Origin of the sequence: Nonomuraea terrae (assembly GCF_004348995.1) — a bacterium.
GTDB classification, from domain to species: domain Bacteria; phylum Actinomycetota; class Actinomycetes; order Streptosporangiales; family Streptosporangiaceae; genus Nonomuraea; species Nonomuraea terrae.
The window spans coordinates 1-17775 of sequence record NZ_SMKQ01000190.1 but is presented as its reverse complement, the minus strand read 5'-3'; the positions used below and the strand labels follow the sequence as shown (position 1 = coordinate 17775).

Genomic DNA, 17775 nt, shown 5'->3' with positions numbered 1-17775 from the left:
ACCGTCAGATGGGTATAAGAGACAGGCCCCCTGCATGTGGCGCGCAGCGCCGAGATCACGTCCCTCTGGCGCCTGACCCCCTGACGCCGGCCCACCCAGGGCGGCGCACCTGCGCCGTGCCGTTCCTCACTCCTGCTGGAGGACGGAAGCGACGCGGCGGGGAGGGCGTGGCGGCGTGAAGTGGTTCGTATGTTAGGCGGGCCTGCTTTGCGGCAGGAGAGATATATGCATATTGCGGGGGTACAGACCGTTTTGCCCGATCACCGCTACGAGCAGGCGGAGATCACCGAGGCGTTCTCCCGGCTGACCGAATGCGACGAGGAGCTGCTGAAACGATTTCACGCGGCCACCGGCGTCCAGGGACGCAACCTGGCCCTCCCGCTGGACGGCTACGCCAAGCTCGACTCGTTCGCCAGGGCCAACGACGCGTACGTCGAAGCGGCCCTCGACCTCGCCGAGCAGGCCATGCGCGGCGCGTTGAAGAAGTCGGGCATGCGGCCCGAGAAGATCGACCACCTGGTGCTCTGCTCCACCACGGGCCTGGCCACGCCGTCACTCGACGCGAGACTGGCGCAGCGAGTGGGGTTGCGTCCTGACGTCAAGCGGGTGCCCGTGTTCGGGCTGGGCTGCGCGGCGGGCGCGTCCGGGCTCTCCCGGCTGCACGACTACCTGCGGGGCTGGCCCGACCACGTCGCGATGCTGGTCTGCGTCGAGCTGTGCTCGCTCACCATCCAGCGCGACGACACCTCGATCGCGAACCTCATCGCCAGCGGCCTGTTCGGCGACGGCGCGGCGGCCGTCGTGGCCACCGGACGCGGGCACGGCCCGGAGGTCGTCGCCACCCGCAGCAAGGTCTACCCCGGCACCGAGCACCTCATGGGCTGGGACGTCGGCGAGCGCGGCTTCCGCATCGTGCTGGACGCCGAGCTGACCGGCTTCGTCGAGCAGGTGCTGGCCGCCGACATCAAGCGGTTCCTGGCGGACTACGGCCTGACGCCCGACCAGGTCCCCACCTGGGTCTGCCACCCAGGCGGCCCCAAGGTCATCGAGAAGATCGTGGACACGCTCGGCATCCCGCCGCGGGCCCTCGACCTGACCTGGCGCTCGCTGCGCGAGCACGGCAACATGTCGTCGGTCTCTGTGCTGCACGTGCTCCAGCAGACCCGCGGCCGCTCCGGCGCCCCCGCCGTCCTGATGGCGCTGGGCCCCGGATTCTCCGCCGAGCTGCTCCTGCTGCACTGGTGATGGCGTACGCGCTGCTCATCGGCCTGGTCGTGCTCGAACGGCTGGCCGAGCTCGTGGTGGCCCGCCGCAACCTGGCCTGGGCCAGGTCGAAGGGCGGCGTCGAGTACGGCAGGCGCCACTACCCCTGGATCGTCGCCGCCCACGTCGCGCTCCTGGCGGCGGCGCCCGCCGAGGTGTGGCTGCTCGACCGGCCGTTCGTGCCGGTGCTCGGCTGGCCGATGCTCGCGGTCGTCGTCCTGGCCCAGGGGCTGCGCTGGTGGTGCATCGGCACGCTCGGCCGGCGGTGGAACACCCGCGTCGTCGTGGTGCCCGGGATGGCGCTGGTCGACCGGGGGCCGTACCGGTGGCTGCGGCACCCCAACTACGTCGCCGTGGTCGCGGAGGGGATCGCGCTGCCGCTCGTCCACTCGGCGTGGCTGACGGCGCTGGTGTTCACCGTGGTGAACGCGGTCCTTCTCACGATTCGTGTGCGCGTGGAGGATTCGGCCCTGGCACTCTGTAGGTCATGAACGAGACGCTGACGATGATGCGCGAGGCCGCCGCGCGCACCTCCGCGCTGGTCGAGAGCCTGCGCGACGACGAGCTCGGGCTGCCCACCCCGTGCGCTGCCTATGACGTCAAGTCCCTGATCGCCCACCTGGAGTGGGGCGCCGACCTGTTCGTGTCGCTGGCCGGCGACGGCGGGATGCCCCCGCAGCACGAATACACCGGCGACTTCCGCGAGCGAGCGGAGCGGATGCTCGCCGCCTGGGAGGATCCGGAGGCGTGGGAGGGCGCCAGCGGGACCATGGGCCTGCCGAAGCCGGTGCTCGCCAACATGGCGCTGACCGACCTGGTGGGCCACGGATGGGACCTCGCCAAGGCGACGGGGCGCGACTACGAGGTGGCGGAGAAGACGGCCGCGGTGCTGCTGGAGTTCGCCTCGAAGATGGCGCCGACGGGCCGCGAGAGGGGCGCGTTCGGCCCGGAGGTGCCGGTGCCGGCCGACGCGCCGGTGCTCGACCGGTTCCTCGGCGTCATCGGGCGTGACCCGGCCTGGAAGGCGTGATCCCGCCGTTCTGACCGCCGGGGCCGGTGGCCGCACGATCACGTGTTGATCGCGGTTCGCGCTCACTTGCGTCACCGGCCCGGCCACCGCGTACGGCGTTCCGTCGTACGCGGTGGAGGTGGTTGAAATGAAATTTCGTCCTTTAGCGGTCGGGATCGGATTAGTGTCCCTGCTCGGCCTCGCGGCCTGCGCCGGTGGCGAAGGCACGACCAGCAGCGCACGCGCCCCCATCAGCCAGGACGCGCAACGGAACTCACCGGTCCCCGAGCGGGCGGACGGCGAGCAGGACACGACCACGGCGCAGATCTCCACGTTCGCCCTCGACGTGGACACCGCCTCGTACGGCTACGCCCGCCGCGCACTGCAGGAGGGCCGCCGTCCGGCGCCCGCCGAGATCCGCCCCGAGGAGTGGGTCAACGCCTTCCGCCAGGACTACGCGCAGCCGCCGGACGACGGGTTCACCGTGCACGTGGACGGCGCGCGGCTGCCGTCAGGCGACGAGGCCGTGCTCCGCGTCGGCCTGCAGACGCGCTCCTCGGCGGCGGCCGAGCGGCGGCCCGCCAACCTCACGTTCGTCATCGACGTGTCGGGCTCGATGGCCGAGGCCGGCCGCCTGGACCTGGTCAGGTCGGCTCTGCGCACTCTGCTCGACGAGCTCGGGCCCGGCGACCAGGTCTCGATCGTCTCCTTCAGCGACGAGGCCGAGGTGCTGGCCTCGATGACCCCGCTGACCGCCAGGGACGAGCTGTCCGCCGCGGTGGACCGGCTCGTCACCCAGGGCGGCACCAACCTGGAGGCCGGGCTGGTGGCCGGCTACGAGGAGGCGTCGAAGGGGTTCCGCACGGCCGCCACGAACCGTGTCATCGTGCTCTCCGACGGCCTGGCCAACCAGGGCAGCACCGAGTGGCAGGCCATCCTCGACCGGGTCGAGGAGCACGCCGCCAGGCGGGTCACGCTGCTCACGGTCGGCGTCGGCCGTGAGTACGGCGACGAGCTGATGGAGCAGCTCGCCGACAATGGCGACGGCCTGGCCGTGTACGTCGGCACCGAGGAGGAGGCCGCAGAGGTCTTCACCACGAAGCTCCCCGCCACGATCGAGCTCCGGGCCCGTGACGCCAAGGCGCAGGTCGTCTTCAACCCCTCGGTCGTCGAGAGCTACCGTCTCGTCGGCTACGAGAACCGCGCCCTGGAGGCCGAGGAGTTCCGTGACGACAGCCGCGACGGCGGCGAGATCGGCCCCGGCCACTCCGTCACCGCCCTGTACGCGCTCACGCTCAAGCCCGGCGCCGACGGCCAGCTCGCCCAGGCCACCGTGCGCTGGCAGGACCCCGACACCCGGGCAGCGTCGGAGGCCGGCGCCACCCTGCGCTCAGGCGAGCTGGCCGCCTCGCTCACGGACGCGCCCCTGCGGCTGCAGGTGGACATGGTGGTGGCCGCGTTCGCGGAGCACCTGCGCGAAGGCGAGGCGTTCGGGCTGGACCTGGCCGCGCTGGGCGAGCACGCCGAACGGCTGGCCCCCGCCACCGAGGACCCCATGGTGGCGGAGCTGCGCACGCTCATCGACCGCGCGAAAACGGCTGGCTGACGGCGGGGCCCGTCCGGCAGGCTGTCCGCATGGATGTCACGCCTCCCGCCCGGCTGGGCCGGGTCCCGCTGCCCGGCGGCCGGGCGCTCGGCTGGGCCGAGTGGGGCCCCGCGTCCGGCACGCCGGTCGTGCTCTGCCCGGGAGCGGGCACGAGCCGGTGGCTCGGCTTCGGCGCCGGCGTCGTCGAGGAGCTCGGCGTCCGGCTCGTCTCGTTCGACCGGCCGGGGCTCGGCGTCTCCGACCCCGACCCGGGCCGCACGCTCGAGTCCTGGCCGGCCGACGTGGCGGCGGCCGCACGCGAGCTCGGGCTGGGCGATCTTCGGGTGGTGGGGTTCTCGCAGGGGGCGCCGTTCGCGCTGGCGTGCGCCTGGATCGCGCGGCGGGTGGCGGTCGTGTCGGGGGCCGACGAGGTCGCGTCCTGCCCCGAGGCGCTCCCGGAGGGGCCGCGGGAGCTCGTGGAGCTGACGGCCGCCGATCCGGTGAGGGCCGAGGCGGTCTTCGCCCGGCTCACGCCCACCGTGCTGTGGGACATGATCGTGCCGGGCAGTCCCGCCGCCGACCGGGCCGTCTACGAGCAGCCCGCCTTCGCGCGCGCCTACCGGCGGGCCATGGAGGAGGCCTTCGCCCAGGGGCCGGCCGGGTACGCCCGCGACACCGTGCTGGCGATGGGCCGCTGGCCGTACGCGCTGGAGAAGGTGCCGGTGCCCGTCGACCTCTGGTACGGCGAGCTGGACACCTCCCATTCGCCCGACCGGGGAGAGACCCTGACCAGGCGCATCCCCGGAGCTCGCCGCCACCTCGTGCCAGGTGTGGGCGGCGCGGTGTTGTGGACACACGCCCGCGAGATCATCCAGACGCTCCTGGGCGATTCGTGACTGTGCTCGGAACGTCGCGAAGTGGGCTACACTCGTACACGCACGAGGGGCTATGGCGCAGTTGGTAGCGCGCCTCCATGGCATGGAGGAGGTCTGGGGTTCGAATCCCCATAGCTCCACCCTTCACGCAGGGCCGTTCCCGTCACCGGGGGCGGCCTTTCGTCATTCTGGAGACCTTCCCGGCCGCCGGCGGCCGAGGAGCTCGACCGGAGTGCTCAGCGACGAGCCGCACGCGCGCCACCCGCCGCTCGCCCCACTCCACCCGCGCCCGGCCGGTGAGCTGGAGCGTCTCCCCGCTCCCAGTCGGCGAACAGCAGCCCGGCCGCCGGGTCCAGGCCCTTCAGAAGGGTCCCGCGCGCCGGCAGGGAGGGGGCGCCGGGGGCCGAGGTGGGTTCGCGGGTCTGGAGGTATTCGGGGCAGTTCGCATAGACCTGCTCCGTACGGACGACGAGCGTTTCCCCGGCCCGTACGGCGCGGCCGTTCACGCGCATCCTGCGGCGCGTGTGCGGCTCGATGGCCAGCAGTCCGAGGTCGCGCTCGCGCGTGAACAGGCCGTGCAGCGGGTCACCGGCGGCGGGCAGGGCGGCTGAACCCCGGAGCGGCGCCCAGGTCGGCGGCGTGCTCGCGGACCCAGGCCGTCATGCCGTCCACGTCTGACAGGAGGTCGATCATTCCGGTGCGGGCGGCCCTGACCGTGCTGACGAATTCCAGGGCGAGGAAGGACATTCCTCCAATTTGACGTTCGGGTCGCCCCTTCAAGCGTGAGACCCGGCATGATCTTGCGTAGTCAGAAAATTTGCGCAATCCGCAACTTTTCCCTAGTCTGTCGGTATGACCGGGCTGAGAGAGCGGAAGAAGCAGGCCACGCGCGAGGCGCTGATGACGGCCGCCCTCCGGCTGGCCCTCGAACGCGGGCTGGAGCACGTACGCGTCGAGGACATCGCGGCCGAGGCCGGGGTGTCGCCACGGACGTTCAACAACTACTTCTCCAGCAAGTACGAAGCGCTCGCCGCCCGCCACACCGACCGCGTCAGAGCGACCGTGGCGGTGCTGCGCGCCCGGCCTCCCGCAGAGCCCTTCTGGGAGGCGCTGACCGAGGCGATGGTGCGGCCCTGGGAGGCGCACGCGAGCGACGCCGGCGCCGCCCCGCCCCCCGAGCTGCTGGCCGGCATCCGGATGCTGGCCCGCGAGCCTGCGCTGCGCGCGGAGGCGCTGCAGGCGGCGTTCGCCGTCGACGGCGAGCTGGCCGCGGCCGTCGGCGAGCGCACCGGCACCGACCCCACCCACGACCTCTACCCCTCCCTGGTCGCCGCCGCGGCGACCTCCGTCGTGCAGGCCGCTGTCGGCCACTGGCTGCGCGCCGACCCGCCGGTCCCGCTGGGGCCGCTGCTGCGCGACGCGCTGCGGGCCCTCGCCGCCGGCCTGCCCGCCCCTTCCGAGTGAGGAGACCTACGTGCACACCGACATCGTCATCTCCGGCGCCGGCCCCAACGGGCTGATGCTGGCCTGCGAGCTGAGCCTCGCCGGGGTCCGTCCCACCGTCGTCGAGCGTCTGCCGCGCCGCAGCGACCAGCCCAAGGCCAACGGGATCATCGGCCAGGTCGTGCGATTGCTGCGCCGGCGTGGCCTGGCCGAGGAAGAGGCGCCGCTGCCCGGGTTCGTGTTCGGCGCGATGCCGCTCGACCTCGCCGGGCTCGACGACAACCCGCTGCACGGCATGGGCATCCGGCAGCCTGCCCTGGAGGAGCTGCTCGAACGCCGCGCGCTCGACCTCGGCGTGGAGATCAGGCGCGGGCACGAGCTGACCGGCTTCACGCAGGACGAGCAGGGTGTGACGGTGCGGCTGACCGGGCCCGGCGGCGCGTCCGAGCTGCGCACCCGCTACCTGGTCGGCTGCGACGGCGCCCACAGCGCGGTGAGGAAGCTCGCCGGGATCGGCTTCCCCGGCGTCAGCGCGGCCGACGTGGTCAGCCGCACCGCCCACGTCACCGTGCCCGGCGCGGTGCTCCGGCCCGAGCGGGCCGAGATGGAGGTGCCCGGCGCGGGCACGTTCGGGCTGTACGCCTGGCACCGCACCGAGCGCGGCGCGTACGCGCTGCTGCCCGTCGGCCCAGAGGTGCTGACCGTCGCCGCGATGGAGTGGGACGCCGGCGCGCCCGGCGACGACGTCCCCATGACCATCGCGGAGCTGCGCGAGAGCCTGGCCCGGGTGCTCGGCCGCCACCTGCCGCTGGCCGCTCCCACCGGCCCCGGCCCCCATCTGCTCAGGCGCCTGAACGGCCGAGACACCCGGGTCGCCGACCGCTACCGCGACGGCCGGGTGTTCCTGGCGGGCGACGCCGCGCACGTCCACGCCGCCATGGGCGCCCCCGGGCTCAACCTCGGCCTGCAGGACGCCGTCAACCTGGCCTGGAAGCTGGCCGCCGAGGTGCGCGGCTGGGCCCCGCCCGGGCTGCTGGACACCTACGAGGCCGAGCGCCGCCCGGCCGCGGAACGGGTCGCCGTGCACACCCAGGCCCAGCTCGCGCTCGCCGCACCCGGGCCGGAGGTGACGGCGCTGCGCGAGGTCTTCGGTGAGTTGCTGGCCGACGCGCCCGCCCGCCACCGCATCGCCGCCCTGCTGGCCGGATCTGACGTGACGTACGCGATGCCCGCGCCGCCGCACCCGCTGGTCGGCCGGTTCCTGCCCGAGCTGCCCGCCGGGCCCGCCGCCCAGGCCAGGCCCGTGCTGCTCGCCCCGGCGGCGGAGGGGGTGCGCGTCCGCCACGGGCGCGTCGACGTCGTGCCCGCGGACGGGCCCGACGCCGTGCTCGTCCGCCCTGACGGCTACGTCGCCTGGGCCGGCACGCCGGACGAGACCCTGGAGCGGGCCCTGGCGACCTGGTTCGCCGAGAGCCTGGAGGCCGCCTAGCGTGAGGCGCGCCCGACTCCGGCGAGAATGCCCGGCCTGACCAGGTCGTACGCGCCGCCGGGGGCCGCTTCGGGCGCCCAGTCGGCGACCGGCACGACGCCGGGGCCGAGCGGCTCCAGGCCGTCGAAGTAGGCGGCGATCTGGTCGTGGCCGCGGGTGGCCAGGCCGCCCGCGCCGGTGCCCGCGTAGACCTGCCGGCCTGCGCGGGCGGCGTCCTCGGTGGCATTGCCGGCGTACAGGTGTGAGAGCACCAGGTGGCAGCCGGGGCGCAGCCGCTCGCGGACGAGGGCCGCGATGCCGGCCGCCTCGGCGTCGTCGGGCACGAAGTGCAGCACCGCCAACATGAGCACCGCGTACGGCTGGGAGAGGTCGAGGTGGCCGGTCACCGCCGGGTCGTCCAGGATCGCGCCGGGGTCCCGCAGGTCGCCCTCCACCACGGCGACGTCCGGCAGCCCCGCGACCAGCGCGCGGGCGTGGACCAGCACGGCAGGGTCGTGGTCGACGTAGACGACGCGGGAGCCGGCGACGTGGCGGGCGGCCACCTGGTGCACGTTGTCCTGCGTCGGAAGCCCGGCGCCGATGTCGAGGAACTGGCGCACGCCCGACTCGGCGATCATGCGTACGGCCCGGCCGAGGAAGGCCCGGTTGGCCAGGGCGATCTCGCGGGCGTCGTTGCCCATGCGCCGGCCGAGCTCGATCATCTGCTCGGCCGCCGCGCGGTCCGCCGCGAAGTTCTCCCGGCCGCCGAGGTAGTAGTCGTACATGCGGGCGACACTGGGCACGTGGGGGTCGATCCCGGGGGGCACACGGTCGGCCTCGGTCATGTGACGGCCTCTCGTTGATCGTTTTGCGCCGATTGTAGGCGGCGGTCAGGCGCGCCGGAAGGTCCGCCGGTAGGCCAGGGGAGGAACGCCGACCGCCGCGTGCAGGTGCTGGCGCAACGAGACCGCCGTGCCGAACCCCGACCGCCTGGCGACCTCCTCCACGCCGAGGTCCGTCGTCTCCAGCAGGTGACGGGCGTGCAGCACCCGCTGCTGGACCAGCCACCGGCCCGGGCTCATGCCGGTCTCGTCGCGGAAGCGCCGGGTGAACGTGCGCACGCTCATCCGGGCGTGGGCGGCCAGCGCGTTGAGGTCGAGCGGGACGTCGAGGTGGGCCCGCATCCACGCGCGGGTGGCCGCGGTGCCGCCGCCGTCCTGGGGGAGGGGCCGGTCGACGTACTGGGCCTGGCCGCCCTCCCGCCACGGCGGCATGACGCAGCGCCGGGCCGCGCGGTTGGCCACCTCGCTGCCGTGGTCGCGCCTGATCACGTGGAGGCACAGGTCCAGGCCCGACGCCACCCCGGCCGAGGTCAGCACGTCGCCGTCGTCCACGAACAGCACGTCAGGGTCGAGCCTGACCTTGGGGAACAACCGCGCGAAGCGGGCGGCGTCCCGCCAGTGGGTGGTGGCCGGGCGCCCGTCGAGCAGCCCCGCCGCCGCGAGCACGAACGCGCCCGTGCAGATCGACATGATCCGGGGCCTGCCCCGCAGGGCGTCCCGGAGCGTGGCGGAGATCGTGCCGTGTCGCAGCGGCGCACCTCCGTGGATGCCGGGGACCACGACGGTGTCGGCGGTGTCGAGCACGTCCAGGTCGTGGTCCGGCTGGACGGTGTAGCCCGCCGAGCAGCGCACCGGCGCGCGGCCCTCGGAGCAGGTGACGACCTCGTACAGCTTCTCGCCGGACGGTGTCTCCGCCGACCAGAACACCTGGCCGGGCACGCCGAGGTCGAGCGGCGCGAACTGGTCGAGTACGACGACGGCGATCCGATGCGTCATGGCCGGATTCTTGCACATATTGGCTTTCAGGCCACTCGTACCCCCAGAGCTGGATAAATCAGGATTGGCGGATGACCGTCAGCGTTCCCCCTTCCACCCGGCGCGGCCTCCACCGGGCCTGGTACGTCGCCGCCGTCGCCTTCGTCGCCATCCTGGGCTCGGCCGGCTTCCGCGCCACCCCCGGCGTGCTGATCACCCCGCTGCAGGAGGAGTTCGGCTGGTCGGCCGGCACCATCTCGTCGGCCGTCTCGGTCAATCTGGTGCTCTACGGTCTGACGGCGCCCTTCGCCGCCGCCCTCATGGACCGCTTCGGCATGCGCCGCATCGTCGCCGCCGCGCTGCTGCTGATCACCGCGGGCAGCGCGCTCACCGTCTTCATGACGGCGAGCTGGCAGCTCCTGCTGCTGTGGGGCGTGTTCGTGGGGCTGGGCACGGGGTCGATGGCGCTGGTGTTCGCCGCGACGGTGGTGGACCGCTGGTTCGTCCGGCACCGCGGCCTGGTCACCGGCGTGCTCACCGCGGCGGGGGCGACCGGGCAGCTCGTCTTCCTGCCCGTGCTCGCCCAGCTCGCGCAGGGGCCGGGGTGGCGTTTCGCCTCACTGACCGTGGCCGCCGCGGCGCTGGCGGTGGTGCCGTTCGTGTGGTGGCTGATGCGCGACCGTCCCGAGGACGTCGGCACGACCGCGCTCGGCGCGGACCCGGAGGCGGTCCGTACGGAGCCCGCCCGGGTCAACGCCGCCGTGCGGGCCGTCACCGTGCTCGCCGCGGCGGCTCGTACGCGGCCGTTCTGGTTGCTCGCGGCCGGCTTCGCGATCTGCGGGGCGAGCACGAACGGCCTGGTCGGCACCCACTTCATCCCCGCCGCCCACGACCACGGCATGGCCGAGCCCGTCGCCGCCGGGCTGCTCGCGATCATCGGGATCTTCGACATCGCCGGCACGGTCGCCTCCGGCTGGCTCAGCGACCGGATCGACCCCAAGCTGCTGCTCGGCGTCTACTACGGGCTGCGCGGCCTGTCGCTGATGGTGCTGCCCGGCCTGTTCGCCGCCACCACCGAGCCCAGCATGCTGATCTTCATCGTCTTCTACGGCCTGGACTGGGTGGCGACCGTGCCGCCCACGGTGGCGCTGTGCCGGCGGATCTACGGGCCCGACGGGGCCGTGGTGTTCGGCTGGGTGTTCGGCTCGCACCAGGTCGGGGCCGCGATCGCCGCCGTCGGCGCCGGCCTCACCCGCGACCACCTCGGCGCCTACGACCTCGCCTGGTACGCCGCCGGCGCCCTGTGCCTCCTCGCCGCCGGACTCTCCCTGGCGATCGGGCATGCTAGAGGGCGATGAACGAGCTCTTTGTCCTGCCCCTGGTCGTCAGGATCGAACGCGCCACGCCCCCGCAGCGTACCGACGCGCTGGAAGCCGCCGCCATGGCCGTGCTGAGCCTGCTCGACGACCCCGGCGAGTGGGCCGCCGAGCTGCACGCCTGGCAGTCCACCGGCAAGATCCGCAAGGTCGTGCGCCGGGCGAGGGGCGCCGAGTGGCGCCGCGCGCTCGCGCTGCCCGGCCGGACGATCGAGCACCGCACGGCCGAGGTCCGCGTCCACCCGCCCGTCCCGCTGGACGCCTGGCCGCGCGACCTGGCCCGGCTCCAGGTGTCGGGCACCGAGCTGGCCGACACCGCCGAGCCGCCGCCCGCCGAGCCGCCGGTGTTGTGGGAGAACCCGCGCCTCGGCATGTCGGCGGGCAAGGCCATGGCCCAGGCCGGGCACGCCGCCCAGCTCGCCTGGTGGGCCAGTGACGCGGCCGAGCGGGATGCGTGGCGCGAGCGCGGCCTCGCGGTGTCGGTGCGCACACCTTCCGCACAGGACGACTTCGACGCCCTGGCGGCCGCCGGGCTGCCGGTGGTGCGCGACGCCGGGTTCACCGAGATCGAGCCGGGCTCGTGCACGTTCGTCGCCGACGCGCCCTGGCTGGCCGCCCGCGTCGCTAGACCGTGAACACGTCGGCCAGCACGCCGCCCGCCGGGGTGATCCGCGCGGGCGAAGGGCTGTCGTACACGACCATGAGCCGGCCGTCAGGCAGCCGCACGAGGCCCTCCGGGTGGTCGCAGCCGACGCCGTACGGCAGCTCCAGCACGGTCTCCAGCGCGTCGGCGGGCACCACGTCCTCGCGCCCGGGGCCGGGACGCCAGCGCATCACCCGCACCGGCCCGTCGAGGTCCATGGTCGGCCCGGTGAGCAGCAGCAGCGCGTCGCCGTCCGGGCACATGTCGCGCACCCCGAGCCCGTCGAGCGCGAGAAAATGCTTGCGGTACGGCTCCGCCATCCGCAGCCGTCCCCTGCCCGCCTCCTCCAGTCGCAGCTCCAGCACCACCGCCCAGCCGCGCAACACCGGCCCGCGCAGCCCTAAGTAGACCCGCCCCGACACGACGGCGATGCCCTCGACGTCGAACCCGTTGTCCTTGCCCGGCAGCGCCAGGAACGGCGCCAGGTGCCTGTCGTCACCCAGGTGGGCGGTCAGGTTGCGCGAGCCGGCCAGGATCGCGCCCCGCCCCGGCACGCCGGCGCCGTCCACGGGGAGGCGTACGACGATGAAGCGGTTCTCCTCCCTGATCACGCTGGCCAGCCGGTCGGCGGCCTTGACCGGGTCCTTGGACTTGACCCGCCGGCGCTTGAGGCTGTGGGAGCCGACCAGCCACAGGTGGCCGTCGTCGAGTGCCATCCCCTCGATGTCGGCCTCGTCGTGCGGTCCCGCCGGGAGGGCGACGTGGTCGGCCAGCGCGAACGTGCGCTGCTCCCCGTAGTGGTCGCCCGTCCACGTGAGGTGCTCGAAGGTGGCGGTCTCGTCGCCGGCGACCCACAGGCCGGTGCGGCTGAGCCGGATCGCCGAGAGATTCGTATGCGTCTCGGCCGCCCGGGAGGCGTGGTCGAAGCGCAGCTCAACCTGATGCACCACGCCATGATTGCACTTCGGTCGCTTCAACAGCGCATTGGCGGGATATGTCGTACGCTCCCGTCGTGCTCCAAGGGGAAGATGAGATCAACGGTTCCGGAGTGAGAACGACGGGCGGGCCTAGAATCCCTGCTTCTCCGCCCAAACGCTCCCGCATCGGTGATATCCGCATGCGGGTGGTGTACCGGGGGCTCGCCGTGGTCGCCGCCGTCGTGGCCGTCGCCGTGACGCTGACCGTGGTGCTGTTCCCGTCGGAGCCGGACGAGGTCGTCGCGCGGCCGGTCACCGCGCCGCCGGCCGCGGCGCTCCCGTCCGGCTCCGCACCGGTCTCCGGCTCCGCGCCCAGCGCGGCGTCGGTCTCCGTCTCTCCCGTGCCGTCGCCGTCTCGTGTGTCGGCGTCCGCCTCGCCCGCGCCGTCTCCGGGGAGCCACTCGCCGACGCCCGGCGCGTCGCTCGCGCCCGGCTACACGGCCATGGAGGCCCTGTACGCCGACCCGCGCGTCCCTCGGCTGACCCGCGACGTCAAGCGCATGTCCCTGCGTCCGACCGGCAAGCAGGTCATCAAGGACAAGCGCACCGGGCTGGCCGCGCCGACGCTGCCCCGGCCGTGGCGGACGTACGGGCCGGCGCCGTTCACCAGCAGGCAGGTGCTGCCGCCGCAGCGCGGCACGAAGCTGCGCGGCATGTTCGTCACCTGCCCGCTGCCGATCATGGAGCAGGAGTCGCCGCGCGACACCGCCCTCCTGGCCGCCCGCTGGACGCTCAACCACCACCCCGAAGGCTCCAAGATCAGCTGGCTCGCGTCCCAGCCGGTCAAGCGCGGCTGGATGCTGGCCTACCGCGTCACGTACGGCAGGCACAGCTCCCGCGCGGCCGTCGTGGTCATGGACGGGGGAATGAGCAAGCCCGGTTTGGCGTTCGTCACAGTGCCTGACTCGCAACGCAAACACTGGCGTGACATCGGCCGCGCGGCGGCGGGGGTGCGTGTTCTAGGCTAGAAAGATCATTGATGCGGCGATTGGGGAGTGACGCCGTGGAACGCTCTGGACCGCCGCAGGCTCCGAACAAGGGCAAGGGCAAGCCGCCCTGGCGCTCGGAAGGCCTGCCCGGCACGCCCGGAGGCAAGCCGAAGATCAACTGGTGGCGTTTCGTCGTCACCCTGCTCGTCGTTTACGCGGCCTTCTTCGTCGTGTCGTCGTTCGTCGACAGCGAGTCCGTCGAGACGATCTCTTACACCGAGTTCACCAAGCAGGTGAACGCCAAGAACGTCAAGGAGATCTACGCCCAGGGCCTGTCGGTCGAGGGCGATCTGCGTTCGGCGGCGAACAACCCGGAGGGCGGCGAGTCCTACGACAGGTTCGCCACCGAGATCCCGGCCTTCGCCAACACCGACCAGCTCGATCAGCAGCTGGCCAACGGCCAGGTCGAGATCACCTCTCAGCCCATCACCCGCGGCTTCTTCTCCAACCTGCTGCTGTCGCTGCTGCCCGTGCTGCTGCTGGCGGCGCTGTGGATCTGGATCATGCGGCGCGGCTCCAGCATGATGGGCGGCGGTCTCGGCGGTCTCGGCAAGTCGAAGGCGGCCAAGCCGGTCGAGGCCGGTCAGGTGCGCGTCACGTTCGAGGACGTCGCGGGCATCGACGAGGTCGAGAACGAGCTCGTCGAGATCGTCGACTACCTCAAGGACCCGGGCAAATACCGCCGGCTGGGCGCCAAGCTGCCCAAGGGCGTGCTGCTCGCCGGGCCTCCCGGCACCGGCAAGACGCTGCTGGCCAGGGCGGTCGCGGGCGAGGCCAAGGTGCCGTACTTCTCGGCCAGCGCCTCCGAGTTCATCGAGATGATCGTCGGCGTGGGCGCCTCCCGGGTGCGCGACCTGTTCGAGGAGGCGCGCAAGGTGGCGCCGTCCATCGTGTTCATCGACGAGATCGACGCCATCGGCCGGGCCCGCGGCGGCGCGGGTGGCGTCGGCGGCCACGACGAGCGCGAGCAGACGCTCAACCAGATCCTCACCGAGATGGACGGCTTCTCCGGCGCCGAGGGCGTGATCGTCATCGGCGCGACCAACCGTCCCGAGATCCTCGACCCGGCGCTGCTGCGTCCCGGGCGCTTCGACCGCACGGTGCAGGTGGGCCTGCCCGACGCGGCCGGCCGCACCGCGATCCTCGCCGTGCACACCCGCGGGGTGCCGCTCGACGCCGAGGTCAGCCTCGACCAGCTCGCCAAGACCACTCCTGGCATGACCGGCGCCGACCTGGCCAACCTGGTCAACGAGGCCGCTCTGCTGGCCGCCAAGCGCGGCAAGGAGAAGGTCACCATGGCCGACTTCACCGACGCGCTGGAGAAGCTGCAGCTCGGCGCGGCCCGCAGCATCGTGATGCCGGAGGAGGAGCGCACGCGCACCGCCTACCACGAGGCCGGGCACGCCCTGCTCGGGATGCTCCAGCCGGGCGCCGACCCGGTCAGGAAGATCTCGATCATCCCGCGCGGCCGGGCGCTCGGCGTCACGCTGTCCACCCCCGACACCGACCGCTACGCCTACGACGAGCAGTATCTGCGCGGGCGCATCACCGGCGCGCTCGGCGGCATGGCGGCCGAGCAGGTCATCTTCGGCGTCATCACCACCGGCGCCGAGAACGACCTCGAACAGGTCACCATGATCGCGCGCGGCATGGTCGGCCGGTGGGGCATGTCGGAGAAGGTCGGGCCGCTGACCATCCTGTCCAACGACGGCCAGCCGCCGCAGGCCTCGCCGGCCACGCTCGCGACCGTCGACGAGGAGGCGCGGCGCATCGTGGACGAGTGCTACGACCGCGCGGTCCGCATCCTGACCGACAACCGCGACAAGCTCGAGGCCATCGTGGCGGCCCTGCTGGAGCACGAGACGCTCGACGAGGTCGACGCGTACGCGGCGGCGGGCCTGGCGCGTTCGGTGGCCTCCGAGGGGACGCCCGCGCTCCCTGTGTCCGGGAACGGGCATGTGCCCGAGGGAGAGCCCGCCGGTTTTCCGAAGAATTAGGACAATTCGGACGTTGCTTCAGCTCCCCCGAGGGAAGTCTTTCGGGACGAGGGATCGGGGGACTGTCGTGACACTGCATGACGAGCTTCTCGCCGGGCTCGGAGACTCAGGACTGGAACAGGTCGCCGGCATGCTCGACACCGACGCGGTCACGGCCCGCAACGTCCTCGAGGCCGTGTCCGGCGCGATCGTCGGCGGCATGGCACGCAACGCCGAACACCCGGACGGCGCCGAGGCCCTGCGCGGGGCGCTCGACGACCACATGGACACCGATCCGTTCAACGGCGACGTCGCCTCGCTGACCCGCGACGGGCACAGCATCCTCGGCCACGTCCTGGGCGGCCAGGGCACCGAACAGATCGCGGCGGGCCTCGCCAGGCACGCCGGCGTCGGCATCGGCGCCGTCATGAGGCTGATGCCGCTGATCGCCCCGATGGTCATGTCCCTGCTGGCCAACCGCGCGACAGGTCGCGACATGGACGCCGCCACGCTCGCCGACGACCTCCACCGCGAGCAGGAGTCCCTTCCCCGCGAGCTCGCCGACCTGCTCGACGGCCTGCTGGACGGCATCTTCGGCGGCATGTCCCAGCGCACCGGCCTGTACGAGTTCGGTGACGCGGACCGGACCGAGCGCCAGGTGACACCTGGCTCGTCGAACCCCGAGTGGTGACCGGTAGGCTGGGTCGGTGATCGTTCTGGCCTCTGCCTCCCCCGCTCGCCTGGCGCTTCTGCGCAGCGCGGGCCTCGACCCCAAGGTGATCGTCAGCGGCGTCGACGAGGACGCCTACTCCGCCCACACGCCCGCCGCGCTCAGCCTCGTGCTGGCCAAGGCCAAGGCCGAGGCGGTCGCGAGCGGCTTGGAAGAGGGGCTGGTCATCGGCTGCGACTCGATCCTGGAGCTCGACGGCCGCCCGTACGGCAAGCCCGCCTCGAACGAGGAGGTCGTGGAGCGCTGGCGCATGCTGCGCGGGCGCACGGGCCGCCTCGTGACCGGCCACTGCGTCATCGACGTGGCCGCCGGCCGCCAGGTGGCCGAGGTCGCCACCACCGTCGTGCGCTTCGGCCAGCCGTCCGAGGAGGAGATCGCCGCCTACGCCGCCACCGGCGAGCCGCTGGCCCTGGCCGGGGCGTTCAGCATCGAGGGGCGCGGCGGCTGGTTCGTTGAGGGCATCGAGGGCGACCACGGCAACGTCCTCGGCATCTCGCTGCCGCTGCTGCGCGACCTGTTCGCCGAACTCGGCTACGCGGTGACGTCGTTCTGGCGCTAGCCTGCCGGGCATGCGATCACTGCGCGACTTCGCCGGCGGCGTCGGTTTCTTCGTCCAGGGTTTCGGATGGGTGTCCAAGCACCCGCGGTGGTGGCTGTTCGGGCTGATCCCCGCGGTGGTCTCTTTCGCCGTCTACGTGCTGGCGCTGGTCTTCCTCGGTATGAACGCCGCAGATCTGGCCGCGTTCATGACGCCGTTCGCCGACTCGTGGAGCTGGCGGGAGGCGTTCCGGGCGGTGGTCGGCGTCGCGCTGTTCCTGGGCGGGCTGGCGGTGGCGGTGCTCACGTTCGCGGCGCTCACGCTGACCATCGGGGAGCCGTTCTACGAGCGGCTGTCGTCGGCGGTCGACGTGCTGGACAACGAGCACGAGCAGCCGTGGTGGCGCACGCTGCCCCGTTCGATCCGCGACAGCCTGGTCACGTTGTTCTATGTGCTGATATTTACGATTCCGCTGTTCTTTCTCGGGTTCATCCCGGTTGTCGGGCAGACCGTCGTGCCGGTGTTAGGGGCCCTGGTGTCCGGCTTCTTCCTCACCGTGGAGCTCACGACGCTGTCGCTGGAGCGGCGGGGGATGGCGCGCAAGGAGCGGTTCGCGCTGCTGCGGGGGAACAAGGCGAGCGCGCTGGGGTTCGGGGTGGCGGTGTTCCTGCTGTTCCTGATCCCGCTGGTGGCGGTCATCGCCATGCCGGCCGCGGTCGCCGGCGCCGCCCTCCTCGTCCGCACCCGCATTTCGCCGGTGCCTGAACGTTGACGGCATCCCACGGGCCCGCCGTACACGGCCTGTGACGCCGGACGCTGCCGTTCTTGGGCAGTCGGCCTTGGCGGTCGACGCGGGCGGCCGCGGACGTTGATGCTCGGGACGGTGTCGATGAAGCGCCCTTGAGCGGCCCGTACAAGCCAGGCTCCCTTGTAGGGGTGCCTGGCGCCGCATCGGTCACAGCCGCCTGTCCACAGGCCGGATCCTCGATCGCGCCGTCGTACACAGAACAGGTTGCACCGCCGCGGGAACGGCGCGGAAACGGGCACCCTTGCGGCCATGACGACCAACCGTTCAACCTCCACCCC

General features: G+C 72.7%; 19 protein-coding genes and 1 tRNA gene. 15 read left to right on the top strand and 5 right to left on the bottom strand.

Annotated features, from left to right (window positions below):
* Window positions 1–225: 225 nt before the first annotated feature.
* The 6 genes from E1286_RS37435 (at window position 226) to E1286_RS37410 (ending at window position 4872) form a co-directional block, all read left to right on the top strand.
* Window positions 226–1245, top strand: coding sequence for a type III polyketide synthase (locus E1286_RS37435; RefSeq protein WP_132620392.1), 1020 nt, complete (start codon window positions 226–228; stop codon window positions 1243–1245).
* Entirely contained in the window at window positions 1245–1754 is a 510-nt protein-coding gene (locus tag E1286_RS37430; protein ID WP_132620390.1) for an isoprenylcysteine carboxyl methyltransferase family protein, read from the top strand. The genes E1286_RS37435 and E1286_RS37430 overlap by 1 nt, the downstream gene beginning before the upstream one ends.
* Complete coding sequence (locus E1286_RS37425; protein ID WP_132620388.1) at window positions 1751–2293, top strand: TIGR03086 family metal-binding protein; 543 nt, start codon at window positions 1751–1753, stop codon at window positions 2291–2293. Before E1286_RS37430 ends, E1286_RS37425 begins: the two co-directional genes overlap by 4 nt.
* 163 nt (window positions 2294–2456) lie before the next feature.
* Window positions 2457–3878, top strand: a complete 1422-nt coding sequence (locus E1286_RS37420; protein ID WP_246075504.1) for a vWA domain-containing protein — start codon at window positions 2457–2459, stop codon at window positions 3876–3878.
* Between the two features lie 29 nt (window positions 3879–3907).
* Window positions 3908–4753: an alpha/beta fold hydrolase gene (locus E1286_RS37415; RefSeq protein WP_132620384.1), complete on the top strand. Its 846-nt coding sequence runs from the start codon at window positions 3908–3910 to the stop codon at window positions 4751–4753.
* A 46-nt stretch (window positions 4754–4799) separates the two neighbouring features.
* Window positions 4800–4872, top strand: a tRNA-Ala gene (locus tag E1286_RS37410).
* A 96-nt stretch (window positions 4873–4968) separates the two neighbouring features.
* Here the strand turns inward: E1286_RS37410 and E1286_RS37405 are convergent.
* Together E1286_RS37405 and E1286_RS48405 are read right to left on the bottom strand one after the other, a co-directional pair.
* A complete protein-coding gene (locus tag E1286_RS37405) occupies window positions 4969–5238 on the bottom strand; it encodes a hypothetical protein (RefSeq protein WP_132620383.1) in 270 nt (89 codons plus the stop codon).
* Window positions 5239–5317: 79 nt separating this feature from the next.
* Window positions 5318–5479, bottom strand: a complete 162-nt coding sequence (locus tag E1286_RS48405; protein ID WP_165970086.1) for an ABATE domain-containing protein — start codon at window positions 5477–5479, stop codon at window positions 5318–5320.
* 105 nt (window positions 5480–5584) lie between these two features.
* On the opposite strand from E1286_RS48405, the gene E1286_RS37400 reads away from it, so the two are divergent.
* Complete coding sequence (locus E1286_RS37400) at window positions 5585–6196, top strand: acyl-CoA-like ligand-binding transcription factor (protein WP_132620381.1); 612 nt, start codon at window positions 5585–5587, stop codon at window positions 6194–6196.
* Between the two features lie 10 nt (window positions 6197–6206).
* Window positions 6207–7664, top strand: coding sequence for an FAD-dependent monooxygenase (locus tag E1286_RS37395; protein WP_223190798.1), 1458 nt, complete (start codon window positions 6207–6209; stop codon window positions 7662–7664).
* On the opposite strand, the gene E1286_RS37390 is transcribed toward E1286_RS37395, so the two are convergent.
* Together E1286_RS37390 and E1286_RS37385 are read right to left on the bottom strand one after the other, a co-directional pair.
* Complete coding sequence (locus E1286_RS37390; RefSeq protein ID WP_132620379.1) at window positions 7661–8488, bottom strand: SAM-dependent methyltransferase; 828 nt, start codon at window positions 8486–8488, stop codon at window positions 7661–7663. The genes E1286_RS37395 and E1286_RS37390 overlap by 4 nt on opposite strands.
* Window positions 8489–8533: 45 nt before the next feature.
* Window positions 8534–9481 (bottom strand): GlxA family transcriptional regulator, encoded by a 948-nt coding sequence (locus tag E1286_RS37385; RefSeq protein WP_246075503.1) that lies wholly within the window; start codon window positions 9479–9481, stop codon window positions 8534–8536.
* Between the two features lie 71 nt (window positions 9482–9552).
* On the opposite strand from E1286_RS37385, the gene E1286_RS37380 reads away from it, so the two are divergent.
* Together E1286_RS37380 and E1286_RS37375 are read left to right on the top strand one after the other, a co-directional pair.
* Entirely contained in the window at window positions 9553–10818 is a 1266-nt protein-coding gene (locus tag E1286_RS37380) for an MFS transporter (protein ID WP_132620375.1), read from the top strand.
* Window positions 10815–11471: a peptidyl-tRNA hydrolase gene (locus tag E1286_RS37375; protein ID WP_132620373.1), complete on the top strand. Its 657-nt coding sequence runs from the start codon at window positions 10815–10817 to the stop codon at window positions 11469–11471. Before E1286_RS37380 ends, E1286_RS37375 begins: the two co-directional genes overlap by 4 nt.
* Here the strand turns inward: E1286_RS37375 and E1286_RS37370 are convergent.
* The gene (locus tag E1286_RS37370; protein WP_132620371.1) at window positions 11461–12429 is read right to left on the bottom strand and encodes a DUF3616 domain-containing protein; all 969 of its coding nucleotides are present in this window, start codon (window positions 12427–12429) and stop codon (window positions 11461–11463) included. The genes E1286_RS37375 and E1286_RS37370 overlap by 11 nt on opposite strands.
* A 167-nt stretch (window positions 12430–12596) precedes the next feature.
* Here E1286_RS37370 and E1286_RS37365 point away from each other — a divergent pair, with 167 nt between their 5' ends.
* The 5 genes from E1286_RS37365 to E1286_RS37345 all read left to right on the top strand — a co-directional run bounded on the left by E1286_RS37365 (window position 12597) and on the right by E1286_RS37345 (window position 17461).
* On the top strand, window positions 12597–13424 hold the full coding sequence (locus E1286_RS37365; protein ID WP_132620369.1) for a hypothetical protein: 828 nt from the start codon (window positions 12597–12599) through the stop codon (window positions 13422–13424).
* 35 nt (window positions 13425–13459) lie between these two features.
* Window positions 13460–15442, top strand: coding sequence for an ATP-dependent zinc metalloprotease FtsH (gene ftsH / locus E1286_RS37360; RefSeq protein ID WP_281282820.1), 1983 nt, complete (start codon window positions 13460–13462; stop codon window positions 15440–15442).
* 67 nt (window positions 15443–15509) lie between these two features.
* Window positions 15510–16112: a DUF937 domain-containing protein gene (locus E1286_RS37355; protein WP_165970085.1), complete on the top strand. Its 603-nt coding sequence runs from the start codon at window positions 15510–15512 to the stop codon at window positions 16110–16112.
* Between the two features lie 16 nt (window positions 16113–16128).
* Window positions 16129–16710, top strand: a complete 582-nt coding sequence (locus tag E1286_RS37350; RefSeq protein ID WP_132620365.1) for a Maf family protein — start codon at window positions 16129–16131, stop codon at window positions 16708–16710.
* Between the two features lie 10 nt (window positions 16711–16720).
* Window positions 16721–17461 (top strand): EI24 domain-containing protein, encoded by a 741-nt coding sequence (locus E1286_RS37345; RefSeq protein WP_246075502.1) that lies wholly within the window; start codon window positions 16721–16723, stop codon window positions 17459–17461.
* Window positions 17462–17775 lie beyond the last annotated feature (314 nt).